At 67.0% G+C, this 20,586-nt stretch carries 33 protein-coding genes; all 33 read right to left on the bottom strand.

Annotated elements, in window-relative coordinates; all coding sequences use genetic code 11:
• Positions 1-53: 53 nt before the first annotated feature.
• Positions 54-1,673, bottom strand: coding sequence for an ABC-F family ATP-binding cassette domain-containing protein (locus ACS04_RS11870; protein ID WP_048476523.1), 1,620 nt, complete (start codon positions 1,671-1,673; stop codon positions 54-56).
• A gap of 67 nt (positions 1,674-1,740) precedes the next feature.
• Positions 1,741-2,592 (bottom strand): tRNA pseudouridine(38-40) synthase TruA, encoded by an 852-nt coding sequence (truA, locus tag ACS04_RS11865; RefSeq protein ID WP_048476522.1) that lies wholly within the window; start codon positions 2,590-2,592, stop codon positions 1,741-1,743.
• A 112-nt stretch (positions 2,593-2,704) separates the two neighbouring features.
• On the bottom strand, positions 2,705-3,172 hold the full coding sequence (gene rplQ / locus ACS04_RS11860; RefSeq protein ID WP_030298228.1) for a 50S ribosomal protein L17: 468 nt from the start codon (positions 3,170-3,172) through the stop codon (positions 2,705-2,707).
• An 84-nt stretch (positions 3,173-3,256) separates the two neighbouring features.
• Positions 3,257-4,279, bottom strand: a complete 1,023-nt coding sequence (locus ACS04_RS11855) for a DNA-directed RNA polymerase subunit alpha (protein WP_007265920.1) — start codon at positions 4,277-4,279, stop codon at positions 3,257-3,259.
• A gap of 142 nt (positions 4,280-4,421) precedes the next feature.
• Positions 4,422-4,826 carry a 30S ribosomal protein S11 gene (rpsK, locus tag ACS04_RS11850; RefSeq protein ID WP_003956432.1) on the bottom strand — a complete coding sequence of 135 codons (405 nt, stop codon included), beginning with the start codon at positions 4,824-4,826 and terminating at the stop codon, positions 4,422-4,424.
• A gap of 54 nt (positions 4,827-4,880) precedes the next feature.
• Positions 4,881-5,261: a 30S ribosomal protein S13 gene (gene rpsM, locus ACS04_RS11845; protein ID WP_007265919.1), complete on the bottom strand. Its 381-nt coding sequence runs from the start codon at positions 5,259-5,261 to the stop codon at positions 4,881-4,883.
• A gap of 199 nt (positions 5,262-5,460) precedes the next feature.
• Positions 5,461-5,574, bottom strand: coding sequence for a 50S ribosomal protein L36 (gene rpmJ, locus ACS04_RS11840; protein WP_003956441.1), 114 nt, complete (start codon positions 5,572-5,574; stop codon positions 5,461-5,463).
• 73 nt (positions 5,575-5,647) lie between these two features.
• Entirely contained in the window at positions 5,648-5,869 is a 222-nt protein-coding gene (infA, locus tag ACS04_RS11835; RefSeq protein ID WP_003956442.1) for a translation initiation factor IF-1, read from the bottom strand.
• A gap of 140 nt (positions 5,870-6,009) precedes the next feature.
• The gene (map, locus tag ACS04_RS11830) at positions 6,010-6,861 is read right to left on the bottom strand and encodes a type I methionyl aminopeptidase (RefSeq protein ID WP_048476521.1); all 852 of its coding nucleotides are present in this window, start codon (positions 6,859-6,861) and stop codon (positions 6,010-6,012) included.
• Between the two features lie 93 nt (positions 6,862-6,954).
• Positions 6,955-7,602 (bottom strand): adenylate kinase, encoded by a 648-nt coding sequence (locus ACS04_RS11825; RefSeq protein ID WP_048476520.1) that lies wholly within the window; start codon positions 7,600-7,602, stop codon positions 6,955-6,957.
• Positions 7,602-8,915, bottom strand: coding sequence for a preprotein translocase subunit SecY (gene secY, locus ACS04_RS11820; RefSeq protein WP_048476519.1), 1,314 nt, complete (start codon positions 8,913-8,915; stop codon positions 7,602-7,604). The genes ACS04_RS11825 and secY overlap by 1 nt, the downstream gene beginning before the upstream one ends.
• Positions 8,916-9,103: 188 nt before the next feature.
• Positions 9,104-9,559 carry a 50S ribosomal protein L15 gene (gene rplO / locus ACS04_RS11815; RefSeq protein WP_030154704.1) on the bottom strand — a complete coding sequence of 152 codons (456 nt, stop codon included), beginning with the start codon at positions 9,557-9,559 and terminating at the stop codon, positions 9,104-9,106.
• 2 nt (positions 9,560-9,561) lie between these two features.
• The gene (gene rpmD, locus ACS04_RS11810) at positions 9,562-9,744 is read right to left on the bottom strand and encodes a 50S ribosomal protein L30 (protein WP_005313525.1); all 183 of its coding nucleotides are present in this window, start codon (positions 9,742-9,744) and stop codon (positions 9,562-9,564) included.
• On the bottom strand, positions 9,744-10,346 hold the full coding sequence (rpsE, locus tag ACS04_RS11805; RefSeq protein WP_048476518.1) for a 30S ribosomal protein S5: 603 nt from the start codon (positions 10,344-10,346) through the stop codon (positions 9,744-9,746). The genes rpmD and rpsE overlap by 1 nt, the downstream gene beginning before the upstream one ends.
• A gap of 45 nt (positions 10,347-10,391) precedes the next feature.
• Complete coding sequence (gene rplR / locus ACS04_RS11800) at positions 10,392-10,775, bottom strand: 50S ribosomal protein L18 (protein ID WP_030008471.1); 384 nt, start codon at positions 10,773-10,775, stop codon at positions 10,392-10,394.
• Between the two features lie 2 nt (positions 10,776-10,777).
• Positions 10,778-11,317, bottom strand: a complete 540-nt coding sequence (rplF, locus tag ACS04_RS11795) for a 50S ribosomal protein L6 (protein ID WP_030154703.1) — start codon at positions 11,315-11,317, stop codon at positions 10,778-10,780.
• 20 nt (positions 11,318-11,337) lie between these two features.
• On the bottom strand, positions 11,338-11,736 hold the full coding sequence (gene rpsH / locus ACS04_RS11790; RefSeq protein WP_007265911.1) for a 30S ribosomal protein S8: 399 nt from the start codon (positions 11,734-11,736) through the stop codon (positions 11,338-11,340).
• 223 nt (positions 11,737-11,959) lie between these two features.
• On the bottom strand, positions 11,960-12,145 hold the full coding sequence (locus ACS04_RS11785) for a type Z 30S ribosomal protein S14 (RefSeq protein ID WP_003956452.1): 186 nt from the start codon (positions 12,143-12,145) through the stop codon (positions 11,960-11,962).
• 5 nt (positions 12,146-12,150) lie between these two features.
• On the bottom strand, positions 12,151-12,702 hold the full coding sequence (gene rplE / locus ACS04_RS11780; RefSeq protein ID WP_030154702.1) for a 50S ribosomal protein L5: 552 nt from the start codon (positions 12,700-12,702) through the stop codon (positions 12,151-12,153).
• Positions 12,702-13,025: a 50S ribosomal protein L24 gene (rplX, locus tag ACS04_RS11775; protein WP_030154701.1), complete on the bottom strand. Its 324-nt coding sequence runs from the start codon at positions 13,023-13,025 to the stop codon at positions 12,702-12,704. Before rplX ends, rplE begins: the two co-directional genes overlap by 1 nt.
• A gap of 2 nt (positions 13,026-13,027) precedes the next feature.
• Positions 13,028-13,396, bottom strand: a complete 369-nt coding sequence (rplN, locus tag ACS04_RS11770) for a 50S ribosomal protein L14 (RefSeq protein WP_003956455.1) — start codon at positions 13,394-13,396, stop codon at positions 13,028-13,030.
• Positions 13,397-13,501: 105 nt separating this feature from the next.
• Positions 13,502-13,783: a 30S ribosomal protein S17 gene (gene rpsQ, locus ACS04_RS11765; RefSeq protein ID WP_030026328.1), complete on the bottom strand. Its 282-nt coding sequence runs from the start codon at positions 13,781-13,783 to the stop codon at positions 13,502-13,504.
• Positions 13,783-14,007, bottom strand: a complete 225-nt coding sequence (rpmC, locus tag ACS04_RS11760; RefSeq protein ID WP_008739703.1) for a 50S ribosomal protein L29 — start codon at positions 14,005-14,007, stop codon at positions 13,783-13,785. The genes rpsQ and rpmC overlap by 1 nt, the downstream gene beginning before the upstream one ends.
• Complete coding sequence (gene rplP / locus ACS04_RS11755) at positions 14,007-14,426, bottom strand: 50S ribosomal protein L16 (protein WP_030026326.1); 420 nt, start codon at positions 14,424-14,426, stop codon at positions 14,007-14,009. Before rplP ends, rpmC begins: the two co-directional genes overlap by 1 nt.
• A gap of 5 nt (positions 14,427-14,431) precedes the next feature.
• On the bottom strand, positions 14,432-15,271 hold the full coding sequence (gene rpsC / locus ACS04_RS11750; protein WP_007265905.1) for a 30S ribosomal protein S3: 840 nt from the start codon (positions 15,269-15,271) through the stop codon (positions 14,432-14,434).
• Positions 15,271-15,618, bottom strand: coding sequence for a 50S ribosomal protein L22 (gene rplV, locus ACS04_RS11745; RefSeq protein WP_007265904.1), 348 nt, complete (start codon positions 15,616-15,618; stop codon positions 15,271-15,273). The genes rpsC and rplV overlap by 1 nt, the downstream gene beginning before the upstream one ends.
• A gap of 43 nt (positions 15,619-15,661) precedes the next feature.
• A complete protein-coding gene (gene rpsS, locus ACS04_RS11740; protein WP_030154697.1) occupies positions 15,662-15,943 on the bottom strand; it encodes a 30S ribosomal protein S19 in 282 nt (93 codons plus the stop codon).
• A gap of 12 nt (positions 15,944-15,955) precedes the next feature.
• Positions 15,956-16,792, bottom strand: a complete 837-nt coding sequence (gene rplB, locus ACS04_RS11735) for a 50S ribosomal protein L2 (protein WP_030154695.1) — start codon at positions 16,790-16,792, stop codon at positions 15,956-15,958.
• Between the two features lie 39 nt (positions 16,793-16,831).
• Positions 16,832-17,155 carry a 50S ribosomal protein L23 gene (gene rplW, locus ACS04_RS11730; RefSeq protein ID WP_030154694.1) on the bottom strand — a complete coding sequence of 108 codons (324 nt, stop codon included), beginning with the start codon at positions 17,153-17,155 and terminating at the stop codon, positions 16,832-16,834.
• Positions 17,155-17,805, bottom strand: coding sequence for a 50S ribosomal protein L4 (rplD, locus tag ACS04_RS11725; protein ID WP_030026322.1), 651 nt, complete (start codon positions 17,803-17,805; stop codon positions 17,155-17,157). Before rplD ends, rplW begins: the two co-directional genes overlap by 1 nt.
• 5 nt (positions 17,806-17,810) lie before the next feature.
• Positions 17,811-18,455: a 50S ribosomal protein L3 gene (rplC, locus tag ACS04_RS11720; RefSeq protein WP_007265899.1), complete on the bottom strand. Its 645-nt coding sequence runs from the start codon at positions 18,453-18,455 to the stop codon at positions 17,811-17,813.
• A 14-nt stretch (positions 18,456-18,469) separates the two neighbouring features.
• Positions 18,470-18,778, bottom strand: coding sequence for a 30S ribosomal protein S10 (gene rpsJ / locus ACS04_RS11715; protein ID WP_003948644.1), 309 nt, complete (start codon positions 18,776-18,778; stop codon positions 18,470-18,472).
• Between the two features lie 486 nt (positions 18,779-19,264).
• Positions 19,265-20,398, bottom strand: coding sequence for a hypothetical protein (locus ACS04_RS11710; protein ID WP_048476517.1), 1,134 nt, complete (start codon positions 20,396-20,398; stop codon positions 19,265-19,267).
• Positions 20,399-20,586: the final 188 nt, after the last annotated feature.

Genomic DNA, 20,586 nt, shown 5'->3' with positions numbered 1-20,586 from the left:
GCCACAGGCCCACAACGCCTCCCCCTCACTGCGACCGAGGGGGCGGTCTCCCCCTAGCGCTTGCGCTCGACCCTACGTTCGTCCCAAACGGGTTCCTGAGTCTCTCGCACAACACCGTCGGAACCGAAGACCAGGAAACGGTCGAATGTCCGCGCGAACCACCGGTCGTGCGTGACGCAGAGCACAGTGCCCTCGTACGACTCCAGGCCGTCCTGGAGGGCCTCCGCGGACTCCAGGTCCAGGTTGTCCGTCGGCTCGTCCAGCAGCAGCGCCGTGGTGCCCGCCAGCTCCAGCAGCAGGATCTGGAAACGGGCCTGCTGGCCGCCCGACAGCCGCTCGAACGGCTGCTCCCCCTGGCGCTCCAGCTCGTACCGGCGCAGGACGGCCATGGCGGGGCCGAGCGGTTTGGCCGCCTCCGTCCACAGGATGTCGACGAGCGTGCGGCCGAACAGCTCGGGGTGGGCGTGCGTCTGCGCGAAGTGGCCGGCGACCACCCGGGCCCCCAGCTTGAACTCACCCGTGTGCTTGACGTCCTCGCCGGCCAGCAGCCGCAGGAAGTGCGACTTCCCGGAGCCGTTCGAGCCGAGCACCGCGACGCGCTCCCCGTAGAAGACCTCCAGCGAGAACGGCTTCATCAGGCCGGTGAGTTCGAGGTTCTCCACGGTCAGCGCGCGCACGCCGGTGCGGCCGCCCTTCAGGCGCATCTTGATGTCCTGCTCGCGCGGCGGCTCCGGCGGCGGCCCGGCCTCCTCGAACTTCTGGAAGCGCGTCTGCATCGCCCGGTAGCGCGAGGCCATGTCGGGGCTGCTCGCCGCCTGGTTGCGCAGCCGCAGGACCAGCGCCCTCAGCCGGGCGTGCTCCTCGTCCCAGCGCCGCTTGAGCTCCTCGAAGCGCGCGAAGCGCTCCTTGCGGGCGTCGTGGTAGGTGTCGAAGCCCGCGCCGTGCACCCACACGTCCGTGCCCGTGGGGCTCGGCTCCAGGCTGATGATCTTCTCGGCGGCCCGGGACAGCAGCTCCCGGTCGTGGGAGACGAAGAGCACGGTCTTGCGGGTGGCCCCGAGCTGCTCCTCCAGCCACCGCTTGCCGGGGACGTCCAGGTAGTTGTCGGGCTCGTCGAGCAGCAGCACCTCGTCCGGCCCGCGCAGCAGCGCCTCCAGGACGAGCCGCTTCTGCTCACCGCCGGACAGCGTGCGCACCTCGCGGAACTGCGCCTGGTCGTACGGGACGCCCAGCGCGGCCATCGTGCAGACGTCCCACAGGGTCTCGGCCTCGTAGCCCTGGACGTCGGCCCAGTCGCTCAGCGCCTGCGCGTACGCCATCTGCGCGGACTCGTCGTCCACCGTCATGATCAGGTGCTCGGCGTGGTCCACGGCCTTCGCGGTCTCGCGGAGCCGGGGCTGGGCCACCGAGACCAGCAGGTCCCGTACGGTCGTCTCGTCCCGTACGGAGCCCACGAACTGCGACATCACGCCGAGGCCGCCGCTGACGGTGACCGCGCCGCCGTGCGGCTGGAGCTCGCCGGAGATCAGCTTCAGCAGGGTGGACTTGCCGGCGCCGTTCGCCCCGACGAGGGCGACGACCGACCCCTCCCCCACGCGGAAGGAGACGTCGGGGAGCAGGACCCGCCCGTCGGGAAGGTAGTACTCCAGGTGTCCGGCTTCGAGATGTCCCATGCGGGGCATTGTCCAGGCCCGGCGCCGATCCGCCCAAACGGCCCCCGGCCCCCGGCCCCGCGGCGGCTCAGCAGCAGCCGGCGCCGGGGAGGGTGCGCAGGTTGCGGGCCTCCTTGCTGCGGGCGGCCAGCAGCTCGTCCGCCGGGTAGCCGACCTCCTCCAGCGTGAGCCCGTGCGGCTTCACGACGTGCACCGAGGAGTCCCGTACGGCGGCCCGCAGGACCTTCCCCGGCCAGTCGGTGGGCCGGTGGCCGTCCCCGACGTGCAGCAGGGCGCCGACCAGCGAGCGGACCATGTTGTGGCAGAAGGCGTCGGCGCGCACGGTCGCGGTGACGATCCCGTCCTCGCCGCGCTCCCAGCTGAGCTGCTGGAGGGTGCGGATGGTCGTGGCGCCCTCGCGCTTCTTGCAGTACGCGGCGAAATCGTGCTCGCCGAGCAGCGCGGCGGCGGCCTCGTTCATGGCGTCCACGTCGAGCGGCCACTGGTGCCACAGCACGTGCCCGCGGCGCAGCGGGTCGACCCCGCCCTGGTGGTCGCCGACGCGGTAGGCGTAGCGGCGCCAGACGGCGGAGAACCGCGCGTTGAAGCCCTCGGGGGCCTCGGCCGCCTTCCACACCCGTACGTCGTGCGGCAGCCTGCCCGCGAGGCGGCGCAGCAGCTTGTCGTGGTGCTCGGCCCACACCTCGTCGCGTACGTCGAACTGCGCGACCTGGCCGCGCGCGTGCACGCCGGCGTCGGTCCGCCCGGCCACGGTCAGCTCGACCGGGTCCGGCAGCCGCATCACGGTCTGCAGGGCCGACTCCAGCTCACCCTGGACGGTCCGCAGCACGCGCTGCTTCGCCCAGCCGGAGAAGTCCTTGCCGTCGTACGACAGGTCCAGCCGTACCCGGACGTGCCCGGGCTCCACCTCGTCACTCACGTGACCGATCCTCTCAGAAGCTCAAGAACGGCAGGAAACGCAGAACGGGCCCGCCCCGGGAAGGGGCGGGCCCGTTCAGAGCCGATCAAGCAAGCTCGATCCCGGAGCGGGATCAGGCCTCCTTGGTCTCCTCGGCGGCGGGAGCCTCGGCCACGGCCTCGGCGTCCTTCGCGGCGCGCTTGGTGGCGGCCTCGGCCTCACCAGTGGCCTGCTGGGCGACCGTGAGGGCCTCGACCAGCTCGATCACGGCCATCGGGGCGTTGTCGCCACGACGGTTGCCGATCTTGGTGATGCGCGTGTAACCACCGGGGCGGTTCTCGTAGCGCGGGGCGATCTCGGTGAACAGCGTGTGCACGATGCTCTTGTCCGTGATCGTCTGCAGCACCAGGCGACGGTTGTGGATGTCGCCCTTCTTGGCCTTGGTGACCAGACGCTCGGCGTAGGGACGCAGGCGGCGGGCCTTGGCCTCGGTGGTGGTGATGCGGCCGTGCTCGAAGAGCGCCTTCGCGAGGTTCGCGAGAAGGTGCTTCTCGTGCGCGGCGGAGCCGCCCAGACGGGCACCCTTTGCGGGACGCGGCATGGTGTTACTCCTTCATATCTGCACCGGCCGTGTCAGGTACCGGTGTCAGTTCCCCCGGGGCGGCTGCCCCGGGAAAGTCTTCTCTTAGTACTGCTCGGTCTCGACGAAACCGGCGTCCGCGTCGTCGTCGGCGCCGAAGGCGTCGGCGGCGGCGGTCGGGTCGAATCCGGGCGGGCTGTCCTTGAGGGCCAGGCCCATGCCGGCCAGCTTCGCCTTGACCTCGTCGATCGACTTCGCACCGAAGTTGCGGATGTCGAGCAGGTCGGCCTCGGAGCGGGCGACGAGCTCACCCACGGAGTGGATGCCCTCGCGCTTGAGGCAGTTGTACGACCGAACGGTGAGCTCCAGCTCCTCGATCGGCAGCGCCAGGTCGGCGGCCAGGGCGGCATCCGTCGGGGACGGGCCCATGTCGATGCCCTCGGCGTCGATGTTGAGCTCGCGCGCCAGACCGAACAGCTCGACCAGGGTCTTGCCGGCGGACGCCATGGCGTCGCGCGGGCGCATGGCCTGCTTGGTCTCGACGTCGACGATGAGCTTGTCGAAGTCGGTGCGCTGCTCGACTCGGGTCGCCTCGACCTTGTAGGTGACCTTGAGGACCGGGCTGTAGATGGAGTCGACCGGGATGCGGCCGATCTCCTGGCCCAGCTGCTTGTTCTGGACGGCGGAGACGTAGCCGCGACCGCGCTCGACGGTCAGCTCCATCTCCAGCTTGCCCTTGCCGTTGAGCGTGGCGAGGACCAGGTCCGGGTTGTGCACCTCGACACCGGCCGGGGGCGCGATGTCGGCAGCGGTGACCAGGCCGGGACCCTGCTTGCGCAGGTACATCACGACCGGCTCGTCGTGCTCCGAGGAGACGACCAGCTGCTTGATGTTGAGGATGATGTCGGTGACGTCTTCCTTGACACCGGGCACGGTGGTGAACTCGTGCAGGACGCCGTCCACGCGGATGCTGGTGACAGCGGCACCCGGGATCGAGGACAGGAGCGTGCGGCGCAGCGAGTTGCCGAGGGTGTAGCCGAAGCCCGGCTCCAGCGGCTCGATCACGAACCGCGAGCGGTACTCGTCGACGACCTCTTCGGTCAGCGAAGGACGCTGAGCGATAAGCATGTCTGTGTTCCTTCAGTCGTGGACGCCCACTATTTGACGCCCGACGGGTAAAGCCAGGTACAGCAAGGGTACGGGCGGTACGTCCCCCCGAAGGGATGCGTACCGCCCGGACACTCGAAGACGCACAGGTGCGCCCGCTGCGTCAGACGCGGCGGCGCTTCGGCGGACGGCAGCCGTTGTGCGGGGTGGGGGTGACGTCCTGGATCGAGCCGACCTCGAGGCCGGTGGCCTGGAGGGAGCGGATCGCGGTCTCGCGGCCGGAGCCCGGACCCTTGACGAAGACGTCGACCTTGCGCATGCCGTGCTCCTGCGCGCGGCGGGCGGCCGACTCGGCGGCCATCTGCGCGGCGAAGGGGGTGGACTTGCGCGAGCCCTTGAAGCCGACGTGGCCGGCGGAGGCCCAGGAGATCACGTTGCCCGAGGGGTCCGTGATCGAGACGATCGTGTTGTTGAACGTGCTCTTGATGTGGGCGTGCCCGTGAGCGACGTTCTTCTTTTCCTTGCGGCGCACCTTCTTGGCAGCGCCCTGACGACCCTTGGGGGGCATCTAAATCTCCTACGGGAGGTGGTCGGTCCTACAGCGCAAGACCGCTGAACAGGACTACTTCTTGCCCGGCTTCTTCTTACCGGCGATCGCGCGACGCGGGCCCTTGCGGGTACGCGCGTTCGTGCTGGTGCGCTGGCCGTGCACCGGGAGGCCGCGACGGTGGCGGATACCCTGGTAGCACTGGATCTCGATCTTGCGGCGGATGTCGCCCTGGATCTCGCGGCGGAGGTCACCCTCGGTACGGAGGTTGGCGTCCACGTACTCGCGGATCTTGACGAGGTCCTCTTCGGCCAGGTCACGAACGCGGGTGTTCGGGTTCACGCCGGTGGAGGCGAGGATCTCCTTGGACCGGGTGCGCCCGATACCGAAGACGTAGGTGAGTGCGATCTCCACACGCTTTTCGCGCGGGATGTCAACACCGGAAACGCGTGCCATTCAATGGCTCCTGTGTGTTCGGGGGTCTTCCGCAGAACCACTCCCGACCGCCGACCACACCTGATGGGTGGTGGTACGTCCGGGTCCCCGGCCCCCGCCGGAGGTGCCGCCGGCCCCTCTCAGGGCTGGGCGGGCTCTGCGTATGTACGTTTTCTTACGTCGCGCGAAGAACTGCGGAAGGCAGGTCGGTCGGCGTGCGTCAGCCCTGGCGCTGCTTGTGGCGCAGGTTGTCGCAGATGACCATGACCCGACCGTGACGGCGGATCACCTTGCACTTGTCGCAGATCTTCTTGACGCTCGGCTTGACCTTCATGTTGGTGAGGTTCTCCGGGTCAGTGCCACCACCCGCACCGGGACGTGCGCCCAGGCAGGAGTGAGGACAAGATCTACTTGTATCGGTAGACGATCCGGCCACGCGTGAGGTCGTACGGAGACAGCTCCACAACGACCCGGTCATCCGGGAGGATGCGGATGTAGTGCATACGCATCTTGCCGCTGATGTGCGCGAGGACCTTGTGACCGTTCTGCAGTTCCACCTTGAACATCGCGTTCGGGAGGGACTCGATCACGGTGCCCTCGATCTCGATGGCACCTTGCTTCTTGGCCACGCTTCGCCCTTCGAATCGGCTACCTTGATCAGCTCCCTGCGTCGCATGAGGACATGCGGGTGCAAAGGAGCCGACGAGTCAGTCTACGTCAGGGCCCCCAGAAAGACGAATCCGGAGAGTTTGCCCTACACCGTAGATCATTAACCAAGCGGGTCGGGCGCCGTGGTGACGCCGTACTCCGCCAGCTTGGCCTTGCCGCAGTCCGGGCTGGTCAGAACGATGGGGCCGTCCTCGGTCAGGGCGATGGAGTGCTCCCAGTGCGAGGACCAGGTGCCGTCCGTGGTGATGACCGTCCAGTCGTCCGCCAGGACCTCCGTCTGGGGCGTGCCCAGGGAGACCATGGGCTCGATCGCCAGGCAGACGCCCGGGACCAGCTTGATGCCCTTGCCCCGCTTGCGGGAGACGTAGTTCAGCAGGTGGGGGTCCATGTGCATCTCGGACCCGATGCCGTGGCCGCCGTAGTCCTCGATGATCCCGTACCGGCCGAGGCTGTGGTCGCCGGTCGCGGGCCGCGGCTGGCGCTTGATGTAGCCCTCGATCGCCTTGGAGATGTCCACGAGGCGGTTGCCGAGCTTCATCGCGGCGATGCCGGCCCACATCGACTCCTCGGTCACCCGGGAGAGCTCCACCAGCTCGGGGGCGTGGCCGGTGCCCACGAAGGCCGTGTACGCGGCGTCGCCGTGCCAGCCGTCGACGATCGCGCCGGCGTCGATCGAGATGATGTCGCCGTCCTTGAGGACCGTCTTGTCGTCCGGGATGCCGTGGACGACGACCTCGTTCACGGAGGTGCAGATCGTCGCGGGGAAACCGCCGTAGCCGAGGAAGTTCGACTTGGCCCCGGCGTCCGCGATGACCTTGCGGGCGACCATGTCCAGATCCCGCGTCGTGGCGCCGGGCACGGCCGCCTCACGGGTCGCCGCGTGGATCGCGGCGACGACCAGCCCTGCCTCGCGCATCTTCGCGATCTGCTCGGGGGTCTTGATCTGCACCATGGACGGGGCCTTCCACCTTCGGTTCGGGTCTTCTCAACAGTACGGCCGCGATGCCCTGGGGACATCGCGGCCGTACCTGCACAGCAAGGGAAACTACTTCTTGAGGGCGTCCATCGCGCGCTGCGTGACGTCCGCGACCTCACCGAGGGCCGGGATGGTCACCAGCAGGCCCTGGGCCTTGTAGTAGTCGATGATCGGCTCGGTCTGCGTGTGGTAGACCTCCAGCCGGTTGCGGACGGTCGCCTCGGAGTCGTCCTCGCGCTGGTAGAGCTCGCCACCGCAGGTGTCGCAGACGCCCGGGGTCTTCGGGGCCGCGTACACGACGTGGAAGACGTGCGCGGAGTCGTTGCGGCAGATCCGGCGGCCGGCGATGCGCTTGACGACCTCGTCCTCCTCGACCTCCAGGTCGAGGACGGCGTCCAGCTTCATGCCCGCCTCTTCCAGCATCCCGTCCAGCGCCTCGGCCTGGGAGACGTTGCGGGGGAAGCCGTCCAGCAGGAAGCCGTTCACGGCGTCCGGCTGCTCCATCCGGTCCTTGGCCATGCCGATGGTGATCTCGTCGGGAACGAGGTCACCGGCGTCCATGAACGCCTTCGCGCGCCGGCCCAGCTCGGTGTTCTGGCTGATGTTCGCGCGGAACAGGTCGCCCGTGGAGATGTGCGGGATGGACAGGTTCTTCGCGAGGAACGCGGCCTGCGTTCCCTTGCCCGCACCGGGCGGTCCGACGAGGACGATTCGCATCAGCGGAGGAACCCTTCGTAATTACGCTGCTGGAGCTGGCTCTCGATCTGCTTCACGGTTTCCAGACCCACACCCACGATGATGAGGATGCTCGTCCCGCCGAACGGGAAGTTCTGGTTCGCTCCGAAGCCGGCCAACGCCATCGTCGGCACAAGAGCGATGAGACCCAGGTACAGCGACCCCGGCCAGGTGATCCGGTTGAGCACGTAGCTCAGGTACTCGGCGGTGGGTCGACCGGCACGGATACCCGGGATGAACCCACCATACTTCTTCATGTTGTCTGCAACTTCCTCGGGGTTGAAAGAAATCGCCACGTAGAAGAACGCGAAGAAGACGATCAGGAGGAAGTAGGCCGCGATGTAGTACGGGTGGTCGCCCTTGACGAAGTGCTTCTGGATCCAGGTGGCCCAGCCGGCGGTCGAACCGCTGAACTGCACGATCAGCGCCGGGATGTACAGCAGCGACGAGGCGAAGATGACCGGGATGACACCGGCCTGGTTCACCTTGAGCGGGATGTAGGTCGAGGTGCCCCCGTACGCGCGGCGGCCGATCATGCGCTTCGCGTACTGGACCGGAATCCGGCGCTGCGCCTGCTCGACGAAGACCACGAGCGCGACCATGGCCAGGCCGACGAGGATGACCACGCCGAACTCGACCCAGCCGTCGGCGATCTTGCCCTGGAGCTTGATCTGCCACAGGGCGCCCATGAAGCCGGCGGCGATCGAGATGAACATCAGGATCGACATGCCGTTGCCGATGCCGCGGTCGGTCACGAGCTCACCGAGCCACATGACGACACAGGTACCCGCGGTCATGGTGATGACCATGACGATGGTGGTGAAGATCGACCGGTTCGGGACGATCTGGCTGGCGACCTGGCAACCCTGGAACAGGGCACCAGTGCGGGCGGTGGCCACGAGGCCGGTGCCCTGCAGGATCGCGAGTGCGACCGTCAGATAGCGCGTGTACTGAGTGATCTTCGCCGTGCCGGCCTGACCCTCTTTTTTGAGGTTCTCCAGCTTCGGGATGACCACGGTCAGCAGCTGCAGGATGATGCTCGCCGTGATGTACGGCATGATGCCGAGCGCGAAGATCGTGATCTGCAGCAGCGCACCGCCGCTGAACATGTTGACGAGACCGAAGAGGCTGTTGCTGCTCCCGGCCTGGTCGACACAGATCTGAACGTTCTTGTAGCTCACGCCGGGTACCGGGATGTGGGACCCGAGCCGGAACAGCACGATGATGCCGAGCGTGAAGAGCAGCTTCTTGCGCAGGTCGGGCGTCTTGAACGCCCGGGCGAACGCGGTGAGCACGGTGCCTCCTGCGACCCCCGCGCTACTGCGTCAGAGGTGACGGTCTGAGGGATCGACGAATACGTACAAGCAAAGGTGCAGGCCACCTTACCGGCGACTGCGCCCCCCGTGGAACGACCAACCGGGGATGCCCCATATGTGAGGCATCCCCGGTCGGGTTTTACTCGCTATTTGTCACAAAGTTCGTCTTAGACGAGCTCGGTGACGGTGCCGCCGGCAGCGGCGATCTTCTCCTTGGCGGAGGCGGAGACGGCGTCAACCGAAACCGTCAGCGCCACGGAGATCTCGCCCTGGCCCAGGACCTTGACGAGGCTGTTCTTGCGCACCGCGCCCTTGGCGACCAGGTCGGCCACCGTGACCTCTCCACCCTCGGGGTAGAGAGCGCCGAGCTTGTCCAGGTTGACGACCTGGAACTCGGTGCGGAACGGGTTCTTGAAGCCCTTGAGCTTCGGCAGGCGCATGTGGAGGGGCATCTGCCCACCCTCGAAGCGCTGCGGGATCTGGTAACGGGCCTTCTGGCCCTTCGTACCACGACCGGCCGTCTTACCCTTCGACGCCTCACCACGACCGACACGGGTCTTCGCGGTCTTGGCGCCGGGGGCGGGACGGAGGTTGTGGGCCTTCAGCGGGCTGTTCTCAGCCATGATTAGTCAACCTCCTCAACCGTCACGAGGTGGCGGACGGTGTGAACCATTCCGCGGAACTCGGGGCGGTCCTCCTTGACGACCACGTCGTTCAGGCGCTTGAGCCCGAGCGAACGCAGAGTGTCGCGGTGGTTCTGCTTGCTGCCGATGTACGACTTCGTCTGCGTGATCTTGAGGCGGGCCATCAGACACCCGCCCCGGCACGTGCACGAAGGAGAGCCGCGGGGGCGACGTCCTCGAGGGGCAGACCACGGCGAGCCGCGATCTCCTCGGGACGCTGCAGGCCCTTGAGGGCCTCCACGGTCGCGTGCACGATGTTGATCGCGTTGTCGGAGCCGAGCGACTTCGACAGGATGTCGTGAACGCCGGCGCACTCCAGAACGGCGCGCACCGGGCCACCGGCGATAACACCGGTACCGGGGGAAGCAGGCTTCAGCAGGACGACGCCCGCAGCCTTCTCGCCCTGGATCGGGTGCGGGATGGTGCCCTGGATGCGCGGAACCTTGAAGAAGTTCTTCTTGGCTTCCTCGACACCCTTGGCGATGGCCGCGGGAACTTCCTTGGCCTTGCCGTAACCGACACCTACAGTGCCGTCACCGTCGCCCACCACGACCAGCGCGGTGAAGCTGAAGCGGCGACCACCCTTGACAACCTTGGCGACGCGGTTGATCGCGACAACGCGCTCAACGTAAGCGGTCTTCTCGGCGGCAGGGCCACCGTCGCGACCCTTCCGGTCCCGCCGCTCGCCGCCACCGGCACCGCTTCCGCGGCGCTGGGGTCCAGCCATTGGATTACCTCTCTCTGTTACGTCCGTGAGTCCCGGAACCGGGGCTTAGAACTTCAGCCCGGCTTCGCGGGCGGCGTCAGCCAGAGCGGCAATGCGCCCGGCGTATCGGTTGCCACCGCGGTCGAACACGACGGTCTCGACACCCGCGGCCTTGGCACGCTCGGCGACGAGCGCGCCGACAGCCTGGGCCTGCGAGCTCTTGTCGCCTTCGCCACCGCGGATCGAAGCGTCCAGGGTCGACGCGGACGCCAGGGTGTGACCCTGGAGGTCGTCGATGACCTGAGCAACGATGTTGCGGTTGGAACGCGTCACGACGAGGCGCGGACGCTCCGCCGTACCCGAGACGTTCTTGCGGATGCGGATGTGGCGGCGAGCCTTGGCAGCGCGCTTGTACGCGTCGCCCTTGGCGATCTTCACACCGTATGCCATGGCTACTTACCAGCCTTTCCGACCTTGCGGCGGATGACCTCGCCGGCGTACTTGACACCCTTGGCCTTGTACGGGTCGGGCTTCCGCAGCTTGCGGATGTTGGCGGCGACCTCGCCGACCTTCTGCTTGTCGATGCCCTCGACCGAGAACTTGGTGGGCGACTCGACCTTGAAGGAGATGCCCTCGGGCGCCTCGATCAGGATCGGGTGGCTGTAACCAAGCTGGAACTCCAGGGCGGAGCCCTTCGCGGCGACGCGGTAACCGACACCGCTGATCTCGAGAGCCTTGACGTACCCCGTGGTCACACCGGTGATCATGTTCGCCACCAGCGTGCGGGACAGGCCGTGCAGGGCCTTGTTCTGACGCTCGTCGTTGGGGCGGGTGACGTTCAGAACGCCGTCCTCACCCTTGACGATCTCGATCGGCGCGGCGACGGTGTGCGAGAGGAGACCCTTGGGGCCCTTCACCGCGACCGTGCGGCCATCGATGGTGACGTCCACACCGGCGGGAACCTGGATGGGGAGCTTGCCGATTCGCGACATTGCTTTTCCTCCGTTCCCGACTACCAGACGTAGGCGAGGACTTCCCCACCTACGCCCTTCTTGCCTGCCTGCTGGCCGGTGAGGAGACCGTGGGACGTGGAGATGATCGCCACGCCCAGGCCGCCGAGCACCTTCGGCAGGTTGGTGGACTTTGCGTACACGCGCAGACCGGGCTTCGAGATCCGCTTGATGCCCGCGATGGAGCGCTCACGGTTCGGCCCGAACTTCAGCTCGAGGACGAGGTTCTTGCCGACCTCGGCGTCCTCGACCTTCCAGCCGGTGATGAAACCCTCCTGCTTGAGGATCTCCGCGATGTGCGACTTGATCTTGCTGTGCGGCATCACGACGGTGTCGTGGTACGCCGAGTTAGCGTTACGCAGACGGGTCAGCATGTCTGCGATCGGGTCAGTCATGGTCATGAAGTGGCCTTCGGCCTCTCTCGCCGGGGTTTCCTGTATGCGCCATCCCTCTCCCCACTCAGTGGCGGGACGGGTGCGGTGCGGGGACCTACGGCGTAGTAAGTCGTTATGGACGGCGGACGCCCAACCCCACAAGCCTACGGCATGCGGAGCAGGGCACCCACCGACCAGATGCTTACCGAGAGTGCCTGGTACTCCCCAAGTCCTTGCGGACGAGGGCGAATTACCAGGAGCTCTTGGTCACGCCCGGCAGCTCGCCACGGTGAGCCATCTCACGAAGGCAGACGCGGCACAGGCCGAACTTGCGGTACACGGAGTGGGGACGACCGCAGCGCTGGCAGCGGGTGTACGCACGCACACCGAACTTGGGCTTGCGGGCAGCCTTCGCGATGAGAGCCTTCTTCGCCATCTCGCTTACGCCTCCTTGAAGGGGAAGCCGAGGTGACGAAGGAGCGCGCGGCCCTCAGCGTCGTTGGTCGCCGTGGTGACCACGGTGATGTCCATACCCCGGGTACGGTCGATCTTGTCCTGGTCGATCTCGTGGAACATGACCTGCTCCGTGAGACCGAAGGTGTAGTTGCCACGGCCGTCGAACTGCTTCGGCGACAGACCGCGGAAGTCACGGATACGCGGCAGCGCGAGCGACAGCGTACGGTCCAGGAACTCCCACATGCGGTCACCACGGAGGGTGACGTGGCAGCCGATCGGCTGACCCTCACGCAGCTTGAACTGCGCGATGGACTTGCGGGCCTTCGTGACGGCCGGCTTCTGACCGGTGATCGTCGTCAGGTCGCGGATGGCGCCGTCGATCAGCTTGGAGTCGCGGGCGGCGTCGCCCACACCCATGTTGACCACGATCTTCACGAGGCCGGGGATCTGCATGACGTTCTCGTACGAGAACTCCTCACGCAGCTTGCCCGCGATGTCCTCGCGGTACTTCGTCTTGAGACGCGGAGTGGTAGCCATCAGATGTCCTCACCCGTCCGCTTGGCAACGCGGATCTTGTTGCCCTCGTCGTCGAAGCGGAAACCGACGCGGGTGACGACCTTCTGGCCGTCCTTCTCCACAACCAGCTGAACGTTGCTGACGTGGATCGGGGCTTCGGTGATCACGATGCCACCGGCCTGCGAACCACCAGCGGTCTGACCGGCCTTGGTGTGCTTCTTGACCCGGTTGACACCCTCGACGAGGACGCGGTTCTCGCTGGGCATGGCCGCGATGACCTTGCCCTGCTTGCCCTTGTCCTTACCGGTGATGACCTGGACCAGGTCGCCCTTCTTGATCTTCATGCTTACAGCACCTCCGGCGCGAGCGAGATGATCTTCATGAACTTCTTCTCGCGCAGCTCACGGCCCACGGGGCCGAAGATACGGGTGCCACGAGGGTCGCCGTCGTTCTTGAGAATGACAGCGGCGTTCTCGTCGAAGCGGATGTACGAGCCGTCCTGGCGGCGGCGCTCCTTCACGGTGCGAACGATGACCGCCTTGACGACGTCACCCTTCTTCACGTTGCCACCGGGGATCGCGTCCTTGACGGTGGCGACGATGACGTCACCGATGCCCGCGTAGCGGCGACCGGAGCCACCGAGAACACGGATGCAAAGGATCTCCTTGGCACCAGTGTTGTCGGCGACACGCAGTCGCGACTCCTGCTGGATCACGTCTATCTCCTGTTTGTCTGCCGGTTCCCGGCGGGGGCTTCACTCCGAGGAGCGAGGCCCCCACCGAGCCTGGCGGAACTGACCTGAGGGAAACCCCTCAGGTGATTACTTGGCCTTCTCGAGGATCTCGACGATGCGCCAGCGCTTGCTCGCCGACAGCGGACGCGTCTCCATGATGAGGACGCGGTCGCCGACGCCGGCAGCGTTCTGCTCGTCGTGAGCCTTGAGCTTGTTCGTACGGCGGATGACCTTGCCGTACAGGGCGTGCTTGACGCGGTCCTCGACGGCGACGACGACGGTCTTGTCCATCTTGTCGCTGACGACGAGACCCTCACGGGTCTTGCGGAAGCCGCGCTCGTTCGTCTCAGTCACGTTCTTCTCGCTCATCAGGCGCTCTCCACCGTCTCGATACCGAGCTCACGCTCGTGCATCAGGGTGTAGATGCGAGCGATGTCCTTACGGACGGACTTGAGCCGGCCGTTGTTCTCCAGCTGACCCGTGGCCGCCTGGAAGCGGAGCTTGAACAGCTCCTCCTTGGCCTCGCGCAGCTTGCCAACGAGCTCCTCGTTGCCGAGCTCACGCAGCTCGGACGCCTTGGTTCCCGTCGCCATCACGACTCACCTGCCTCGCGCCGAACAATCCGGCACTTCATCGGAAGCTTGTGAGCAGCGCGGGTGAGCGCCTCACGAGCAATCTTCTCGTTCGGGTAGGACAGCTCGAACATGACCCGGCCCGGGTGCACGTTCGCGATCCACCACTCGGGAGAACCCTTACCGGAACCCATGCGGGTCTCGGCAGGCTTCTTCGTCAGCGGACGGTCCGGGTAGATGTTGATCCAGACCTTGCCGCCACGCTTGATGTGGCGGGTCATCGCGATACGAGCCGCCTCGATCTGGCGGTTCGTCACGTAGGCGGGGGTGAGCGCCTGGATGCCGTACTCGCCGAACGAGACCTCAGTACCGCCCTTGGCCATACCGCGGCGCTTCGGGTGGTGCTGCTTGCGGTGCTTGACCCTACGAGGGATCAGCATGTCGGTCAGGCCTCCGTTCCGGTGCTCTCAGCCGGAGCGGCGGCGGGAGCGTCGGCCTTGGGGGCCTCGGCACCAGCAGCCTGCTGCGGCTTGCGGCCACCACGGCCGCCGCGCTCGCCACCACGGCCACCACGGCCGGCGGGACGGTCGCCAGCGCCGGCACCACGGGCCGGGCGGTTACCCGCACGGGCCGCGGCGTTCTCGGCGCGAACCTCGGCGATGTTCTTGACGTCGCCCTTGTAGATCCAGACCTTCACACCGATACGGCCGAAGGTGGTCTTGGCCTCGAAGAAGCCGTAGTCCACGTTCGCGCGCAGCGTGTGCAGCGGCACACGACCCTCGCGGTAGAACTCGGAGCGGGACATCTCGGCGCCGCCGAGGCGACCGCCACACTGGATCTTGATGCCCTTGGCGCCGGCCTTCATCGTGCCCTGCATGCTCTTGCGCATGGCACGACGGAAGGAGACGCGGGAGGAGAGCTGCTCGGCAACGGCCTGGGCAACCAGCTGAGCGTCGAGCTCGGGGTTCTTGACCTCGAGGATGTTCAGCTGGACCTGCTTGCCCGTGAGCTTCTCGAGGTCACCGCGGATGCGGTCGGCCTCGGCGCCACGGCGGCCGATGACGATGCCCGGACGAGCGGTGTGGATGTCCACACGCACGCGGTCACGGGTGCGCTCGATCTCAACCTTCGAGATGCCGGCGCGCTCCATGCCGGACGTCATCATCCGACGGATGGCGACGTCTTCCTTGACGTAGTCCTTGTACAGCTTGTCGGCGTACCAACGCGACTTGAAGTCGGTGGTGATGCCGAGCCGGAACCCGTGCGGGTTTACCTTCTGGCCCATTACCGGGAACCTTCCTTGCTGCTGACGACCACGGTGATGTGGCTGGTCCGCTTGCGGATCCGGTAGGCACGGCCCTGGGCACGCGGACGGAACCGCTTCAGGGTCGGGCCCTCGTCCACGTACGCCTCGCTGATGACCAGCGTGGAGGCGTCCGGGTGGTTGTAGTTGTGTGCGGCGTTGGCAATGGCGCTGTCCAGCACCTTGCCGACCGGCACGCTCGCGGCCTGCGGGGCGAAACGCAGGACCGCCTGAGCCTCCGTGGCATCCATGCCACGGATAAGGTCCACCACGCGGCGGGCCTTCATGGGCGTGACGCGGATGTACCGCGCCTGGGCCCTGGCTTCCATGGTTGTCCCTTCGGTGTAAGTCATAGTCGTTACCACCCCGCCTTTAGCGGCGCTTCGACTTCCGGTCGTCCTTGACGTGGCCGCGGAAGGTGCGAGTCGGCGAGAACTCGCCGAGCTTGTGGCCGACCATCGACTCGGTGACGAACACCGGGACGTGGGTCTTGCCGTTGTGCACCGCGATGGTGTGACCCAGCATGGCCGGGATGATCATCGAGCGACGGGACCAGGTCTTGATGACGTTCTTGGTACCAGCTTCGTTCTGAGCGTCCACCTTCTTCACGAGGTGTCCGTCGACGAAGGGTCCCTTCTTGAGACTGCGCGGCATCTAAACCCGCTCCTAGCGCTTCTTGTTCGTCTTGCGGCGGCGGACGATGTACTTGCTCGAAGCCTTCTTCGGCGAGCGAGTACGACCCTCCTTCTGACCCCACGGGGAGACCGGGTGGCGACCACCGCTGGTCTTGCCCTCACCACCACCGTGCGGGTGGTCAACCGGGTTCATCGCGACACCGCGGACGGACGGGCGAACGCCCTTCCAGCGCATGCGGCCGGCCTTGCCCCAGTTGATGTTCGACTGCTCGGCGTTGCCGACCTCGCCGACCGTCGCGCGGCAGCGCGCGTCGACCAGGCGGATCTCACCGGACGGCATACGAAGGTGGGCCATCGTGCCCTCCTTCGCCAGCAGCTGCACGGAGGCACCCGCGGAACGGGCGAACTTGGCGCCACCACCGGGACGGAGCTCGATCGCGTGGATCGTGGTACCGACCGGGATGTTGCGCAGGGCCAGGTTGTTGCCGGGCTTGATGTCGGCCGTGGGGCCGTTCTCAATCCGGTCGCCCTGGTTCAGACCGCGGGGAGCGATGATGTAGCGCTTCTCGCCGTCCGCGTAGTGCAGGAGCGCGATGCGCGCCGTGCGGTTGGGGTCGTACTCGATGTGCGCGACCTTGGCCGGCACGCCGTCCTTGTCGTGACGACGGAAGTCGATCACGCGGTAGGCGCGCTTGTGTCCACCACCCTGGTGGCGAACGGTGATCCGACCGGTGTTGTTACGGCCGCCCTTGCTGTGCAGCGGGCGAACCAGCGACTTCTCCGGCGTGGACCGCGTGATCTCGACAAAGTCGGCGACGCTGGAGCCACGACGGCCCGGGGTCGTCGGCTTGTACTTGCGGATACCCATTTCTCAGTCCTCGTCCGATTCCGGACGACTAGACCTCCGTTAGGAGGCCTGGCCGCCGAAGATGTCGATTCGGTCGCCCTCAGCGAGGGTCACGATGGCGCGCTTGGTGTCAGCGCGCTTGCCGAAACCGGTCTTGGTGCGCTTGCGCTTACCCTGACGGTTGATCGTGTTGACCCCGGTGACCTTGACCCCGAAGACCGCCTCGACGGCCTGCTTGATCTGGGTCTTGTTGGAGCCGGGCGCGACGATGAACGTGTACTTGTTCTCGTCCAGCAGCGCGTAGCTCTTCTCCGAGACAACCGGCTTGATCAGCAGGTCGCGCGGGTCGGTGAAGGTCTTGCTGGTAACGGTCGCCTCGGACATCAGGCGTCGCTCCCTTCGGTCTCGTCGGCCTTGGGGCCAGACACGAAGGACTCAAGCGCGGCCTGGGTGAAGACCACGTCGTCAGAGACGATCACGTCGTACGTGTTCAGCTGGCCCGGCTCCAGGATGTGAACCTGGGGCAGGTTGCGGGCGGACAGCCACGCGGCCTCGTCGGCACGCTCGACGACCAGGAGCAGGTTCTTGCGCTCCGAGATCTTGCCGAACAGCGTCTTGGCGGCCTTCGTGGAGGCAGCACCCTCGACCACGCCGGTGACGACGTGGATGCGGGAGTGACGCGCACGGTCCGACAGGGCACCGCGGAGGGCGGCGACCTTCATCTTCTTGGGGGTCCGCTGCGAGTAGTCACGCGGCTGCGGGCCGTGGACGACGCCACCGCCGGCGAACTGCGGAGCGCGGGTCGAACCCTGACGGGCGCGGCCGGTGCCCTTCTGGCGGTAAGGCTTCTTGCCACCACCACGGACTTCGCCACGGGTCTTCGTCTTGTGCGTGCCCTGACGGGCAGCAGCCAGCTGAGCGACGACGACCTGGTGGATCAGCGGAACGCTGGTCTTCGCGTCGAAGATCTCCGCGGGGAGCTCGACGGTACCGGCCTTGTCGCCTGCCGGCGAAAGGATGTCAATGGTGCTCATTAACCTCAAGCCCCCTTGGCCGCGGTACGGACCAGGACGAGGCCGCCGTTCGGACCGGGGACTGCGCCCTTGATGAGGAGCAGACCCTTCTCCGCGTCTACCGCGTGGATGGTCAGGTTCTGGGTGGTGACGCGCTCGTTGCCCATACGACCAGCCATGCGCATGCCCTTGAAGACACGCCCAGGGGTGGCGCAGCCACCGATCGAACCGGGGGAGCGGTGCTTGCGCTGCACACCGTGACCGGCGCCGAGGCCCCGGAAGTTGTGCCGCTTCATGACACCGGCGAAGCCCTTGCCCTTGCTGTTGCCCGTGACGTCGACCTTGACGCCGGACTCGAACACCTCAGCAGTGATCTCCTGGCCGAGCGTGTACTCGCTGGCGTCGGAGGTGCGGAGCTCCACCAGGTGGCGGCGGGGGGTCACGTCGGCCTTGGCGAAGTGGCCCTTGAGGGGCTTGTTCACCTTGCGCGGGTCGATCTCGCCGAAGGCGATCTGGACCGACTCGTAGCCGTCGATGTCGTTCGTACGGACCTGGGTAACGACGCAGGGCCCGGCCTTGACGACGGTCACCGGGACGACACGGTTGTTCTCGTCCCAGACCTGGGTCATGCCGAGCTTCTCGCCCAGGACGCCCTTGATCTGCTTTGCCATCTTCTCGACGCCTCTCAGAGCTTGATCTCGATGTCAACGCCGGCCGGAAGGTCCAGGCGCATCAGCGAGTCAACGGTCTTGGGCGTCGGGTCGAGGATGTCGATCAGGCGCTTGTGCGTGCGCATCTCGAAGTGCTCGCGCGAGTCCTTGTACTTGTGCGGCGACTTGATGACGCAGTACACGTTCTTCTCAGTGGGCAGCGGCACCGGGCCTGCGACCGACGCACCAGTGCGGGTCACCGTCTCGACGATCTTCTTCGCCGAGGAGTCGATGACCTCGTGGTCGTAGGCCTTGAGCCGGATGCGGATCTTCTGTCCCGCCATGGCTACTCCGTAGTCCTGTCTGTTGTGGAAACGCTCTGGCCCTCGGTCGGCTGTGGATCCCTCCACCGCTTCTCTCCGACCCACGCGGTCGGGCGTGTCGCACTCCCTCTACAGAAAATTCCCATACGGAAATTCCCTCGTCCAAGGGGGTGCGGTCCCAGGACCGCGGTTCGGGGGAGAAACACCCACCGAGCGCCTGGCAGGCACCGTGCTGACGCTTCCCAGAAGATTCCCGTACGTCCGCCCCATTGCTGCCCCGAAAGGCAGATAAAGGCGACGAGTACTGTGGGACTCGCTTCCGGTCCTCCCGGCGGGAGGCGCGCAGCATCGGCACTCAGCCGAGCAACTTGAGTAGTCTGCCATACAAGACACGTACTGCGCCAATCGGGCCGAAGAGAATACCCCTCCCCGGTGAGTGGTCAAACCGCGCCACGCGGCGGAACGGCCCGGGCCCCGCTTGGGGTCCGCCCGGGCCGTCCCACGGGCTCAGGTGCGCGACAGGGTCCCGCACCCCTCCGGCTCACCGGAGTCGATGCCCTTGCTGCGGTCGTACGGGTCGACGGGCGTGCCGGAGGGCGCGGGGCCGGTCCGGGCGTCGTCGGCGAACGTGGGGTGCAGGTATCCGTCGTACACGTCGCACGCGCTGTTGGCGAGGTTGACGTTGTACCGCTCCAGCCAGAGCTTTCCGGCGGTGGCCTGCCACTTGCGCGGGTCGGCTGTCGAGAAGGTGACCTCGCGCCGCACGATGGAGCGCGCCACCTCGTCGGCGCCCGGCTTCGCCTTCACGAACGGGTAGACGAAGGTGTAGTCGGCCAGCACGCTGACCTGCCCGGCCTCCTTGCCGGGCTCCACCCACATCCGGCCGCGAACCTTGACCACGTCGCCCGCCGGCTTCAGCTCTGCGGGCTTGACCCGGGTGAACAGGTGCAGCGGGTCGTTCTCCTTCGTCGGAGCCGTCAGCGTGCCCTCCAGGCGGTCCAGCTCGTCCTTGAGCTTCGGGTCGAGCAGTTCCAGCGCCGCCGCGGGCCGCTCCCCGCGCAGGGTCGCCGGGTCCAGGTTGGCGGAGACCAGGAACTGCTTGGCCTTCTCCAGCGCGTCCGCGACCTGCTCCTGGCTCATGCCGCCGACGGCCTGCGCCTGCGGGAGCTCGATCCCGGCCGCCCCGTCGGCCCACTGGAGGGCCGGGGAGCCCTTGAAGGGCTCCGTGAGGGTGGGCCGGTCCGGGTCGACGGCCGAGGGCGGGGCGCTGGGCCGCGCCGTCTCGGCGGGCAGCGGCTCACGGGCCTTCTCCTCGCGCGCGGCCTTGCCCGTGACGCGGTCGATGACCAGCTCCGGCCGTACGGCGATCAGCGCGAGGGCGGCGATGAAGACGACCGCCGCCGCGGCCTTGAGCCGCCGCTTGCGCCTCCCCCGCCCCTGCATCTCCTGCCAGGCCGGGCCGGTGCGCCAGCCGGCCGGTTCGGCCGACTCGGCGCGCAGCCGCGCGGTGACCATGCGCGCCCGGGCGGAGGGTTCCTGCGGGGCCTCGCCCGCGCCCGTCCGGGCCTGCTCCATGAACCGGGCCCACTCCTCGTCGGAGACCGCCGGTCCGTCGTGGTTGTTGTTGTCGTCGTTCGCCATGTCCCGCCCCTGAAAAGTCCACGGGCCCCCGGGACGCGTCCCGGGGGCCCGCTGAAAACGTTGCCGCTACTTGCTGAAGTAGCCCGTGATGTCCGCGAGGAGGTCCACGGTGCCCTGGTTGTTGAAGAAACTGACCTTCCCGTCCACCACCGGGACCACCACCAGGTTCGGGATGGTCTGACCCGGGG

This window comes from Streptomyces roseus (assembly GCF_001044425.1).
In the GTDB taxonomy this organism is placed as follows: Bacteria; Actinomycetota; Actinomycetes; order Streptomycetales; family Streptomycetaceae; genus Streptomyces; species Streptomyces roseus.
The sequence above is the reverse complement of the archived record's forward strand: the minus strand, read 5'-3'. Positions and strand labels throughout refer to the sequence as shown.

Coding starts and splice junctions, on each gene's coding strand:
- rpmJ (WP_003956441.1), bottom strand. CDS start 5,574: ATGAAGGTCAAGCCGAGCGTCAAGAAGATCTGCGACAAGTGCAAGGTG.
- rpsS (WP_030154697.1), bottom strand. CDS start 15,943: ATGCCGCGCAGTCTCAAGAAGGGACCCTTCGTCGACGGACACCTCGTG.
- rpsM (WP_007265919.1), bottom strand. CDS start 5,261: ATGGCACGCGTTTCCGGTGTTGACATCCCGCGCGAAAAGCGTGTGGAG.
- rplR (WP_030008471.1), bottom strand. CDS start 10,775: ATGGCATACGGTGTGAAGATCGCCAAGGGCGACGCGTACAAGCGCGCT.
- rplD (WP_030026322.1), bottom strand. CDS start 17,805: ATGAGCACCATTGACATCCTTTCGCCGGCAGGCGACAAGGCCGGTACC.
- rplP (WP_030026326.1), bottom strand. CDS start 14,426: ATGCTGATCCCTCGTAGGGTCAAGCACCGCAAGCAGCACCACCCGAAG.
- rpsQ (WP_030026328.1), bottom strand. CDS start 13,783: ATGAGCGAGAAGAACGTGACTGAGACGAACGAGCGCGGCTTCCGCAAG.
- rpsC (WP_007265905.1), bottom strand. CDS start 15,271: ATGGGCCAGAAGGTAAACCCGCACGGGTTCCGGCTCGGCATCACCACC.
- rpmC (WP_008739703.1), bottom strand. CDS start 14,007: ATGGCGACGGGAACCAAGGCGTCCGAGCTGCGTGAGCTCGGCAACGAG.
- rplC (WP_007265899.1), bottom strand. CDS start 18,455: ATGGCAAAGCAGATCAAGGGCGTCCTGGGCGAGAAGCTCGGCATGACC.
- rplB (WP_030154695.1), bottom strand. CDS start 16,792: ATGGGTATCCGCAAGTACAAGCCGACGACCCCGGGCCGTCGTGGCTCC.
- rplW (WP_030154694.1), bottom strand. CDS start 17,155: ATGTCCGAGGCGACCGTTACCAGCAAGACCTTCACCGACCCGCGCGAC.
- ACS04_RS11785 (WP_003956452.1), bottom strand. CDS start 12,145: ATGGCGAAGAAGGCTCTCATCGCGAAGGCTGCCCGCAAGCCCAAGTTC.
- ACS04_RS11855 (WP_007265920.1), bottom strand. CDS start 4,279: ATGCTTATCGCTCAGCGTCCTTCGCTGACCGAAGAGGTCGTCGACGAG.
- rpsJ (WP_003948644.1), bottom strand. CDS start 18,778: ATGGCGGGACAGAAGATCCGCATCCGGCTCAAGGCCTACGACCACGAG.
- rpsE (WP_048476518.1), bottom strand. CDS start 10,346: ATGGCTGGACCCCAGCGCCGCGGAAGCGGTGCCGGTGGCGGCGAGCGG.
- rplX (WP_030154701.1), bottom strand. CDS start 13,025: ATGAAGATCAAGAAGGGCGACCTGGTCCAGGTCATCACCGGTAAGGAC.
- rplO (WP_030154704.1), bottom strand. CDS start 9,559: ATGGCTGAGAACAGCCCGCTGAAGGCCCACAACCTCCGTCCCGCCCCC.
- rplE (WP_030154702.1), bottom strand. CDS start 12,702: ATGGCTACCACTCCGCGTCTCAAGACGAAGTACCGCGAGGACATCGCG.
- ACS04_RS11825 (WP_048476520.1), bottom strand. CDS start 7,602: ATGCGAATCGTCCTCGTCGGACCGCCCGGTGCGGGCAAGGGAACGCAG.
- ACS04_RS11870 (WP_048476523.1), bottom strand. CDS start 1,673: ATGGGACATCTCGAAGCCGGACACCTGGAGTACTACCTTCCCGACGGG.
- rpsK (WP_003956432.1), bottom strand. CDS start 4,826: ATGCCCCCCAAGGGTCGTCAGGGCGCTGCCAAGAAGGTGCGCCGCAAG.
- rplV (WP_007265904.1), bottom strand. CDS start 15,618: ATGGAAGCCAGGGCCCAGGCGCGGTACATCCGCGTCACGCCCATGAAG.
- rpmD (WP_005313525.1), bottom strand. CDS start 9,744: ATGGCCCGCCTCAAGATCACGCAGACGAAGTCGTACATCGGCAGCAAG.
- rplQ (WP_030298228.1), bottom strand. CDS start 3,172: ATGCCGCGTCCCGCAAAGGGTGCCCGTCTGGGCGGCTCCGCCGCGCAC.
- rpsH (WP_007265911.1), bottom strand. CDS start 11,736: ATGACCATGACTGACCCGATCGCAGACATGCTGACCCGTCTGCGTAAC.
- map (WP_048476521.1), bottom strand. CDS start 6,861: ATGGTGCAGATCAAGACCCCCGAGCAGATCGCGAAGATGCGCGAGGCA.
- rplF (WP_030154703.1), bottom strand. CDS start 11,317: ATGTCGCGAATCGGCAAGCTCCCCATCCAGGTTCCCGCCGGTGTGGAC.
- ACS04_RS11710 (WP_048476517.1), bottom strand. CDS start 20,398: ATGGCGAACGACGACAACAACAACCACGACGGACCGGCGGTCTCCGAC.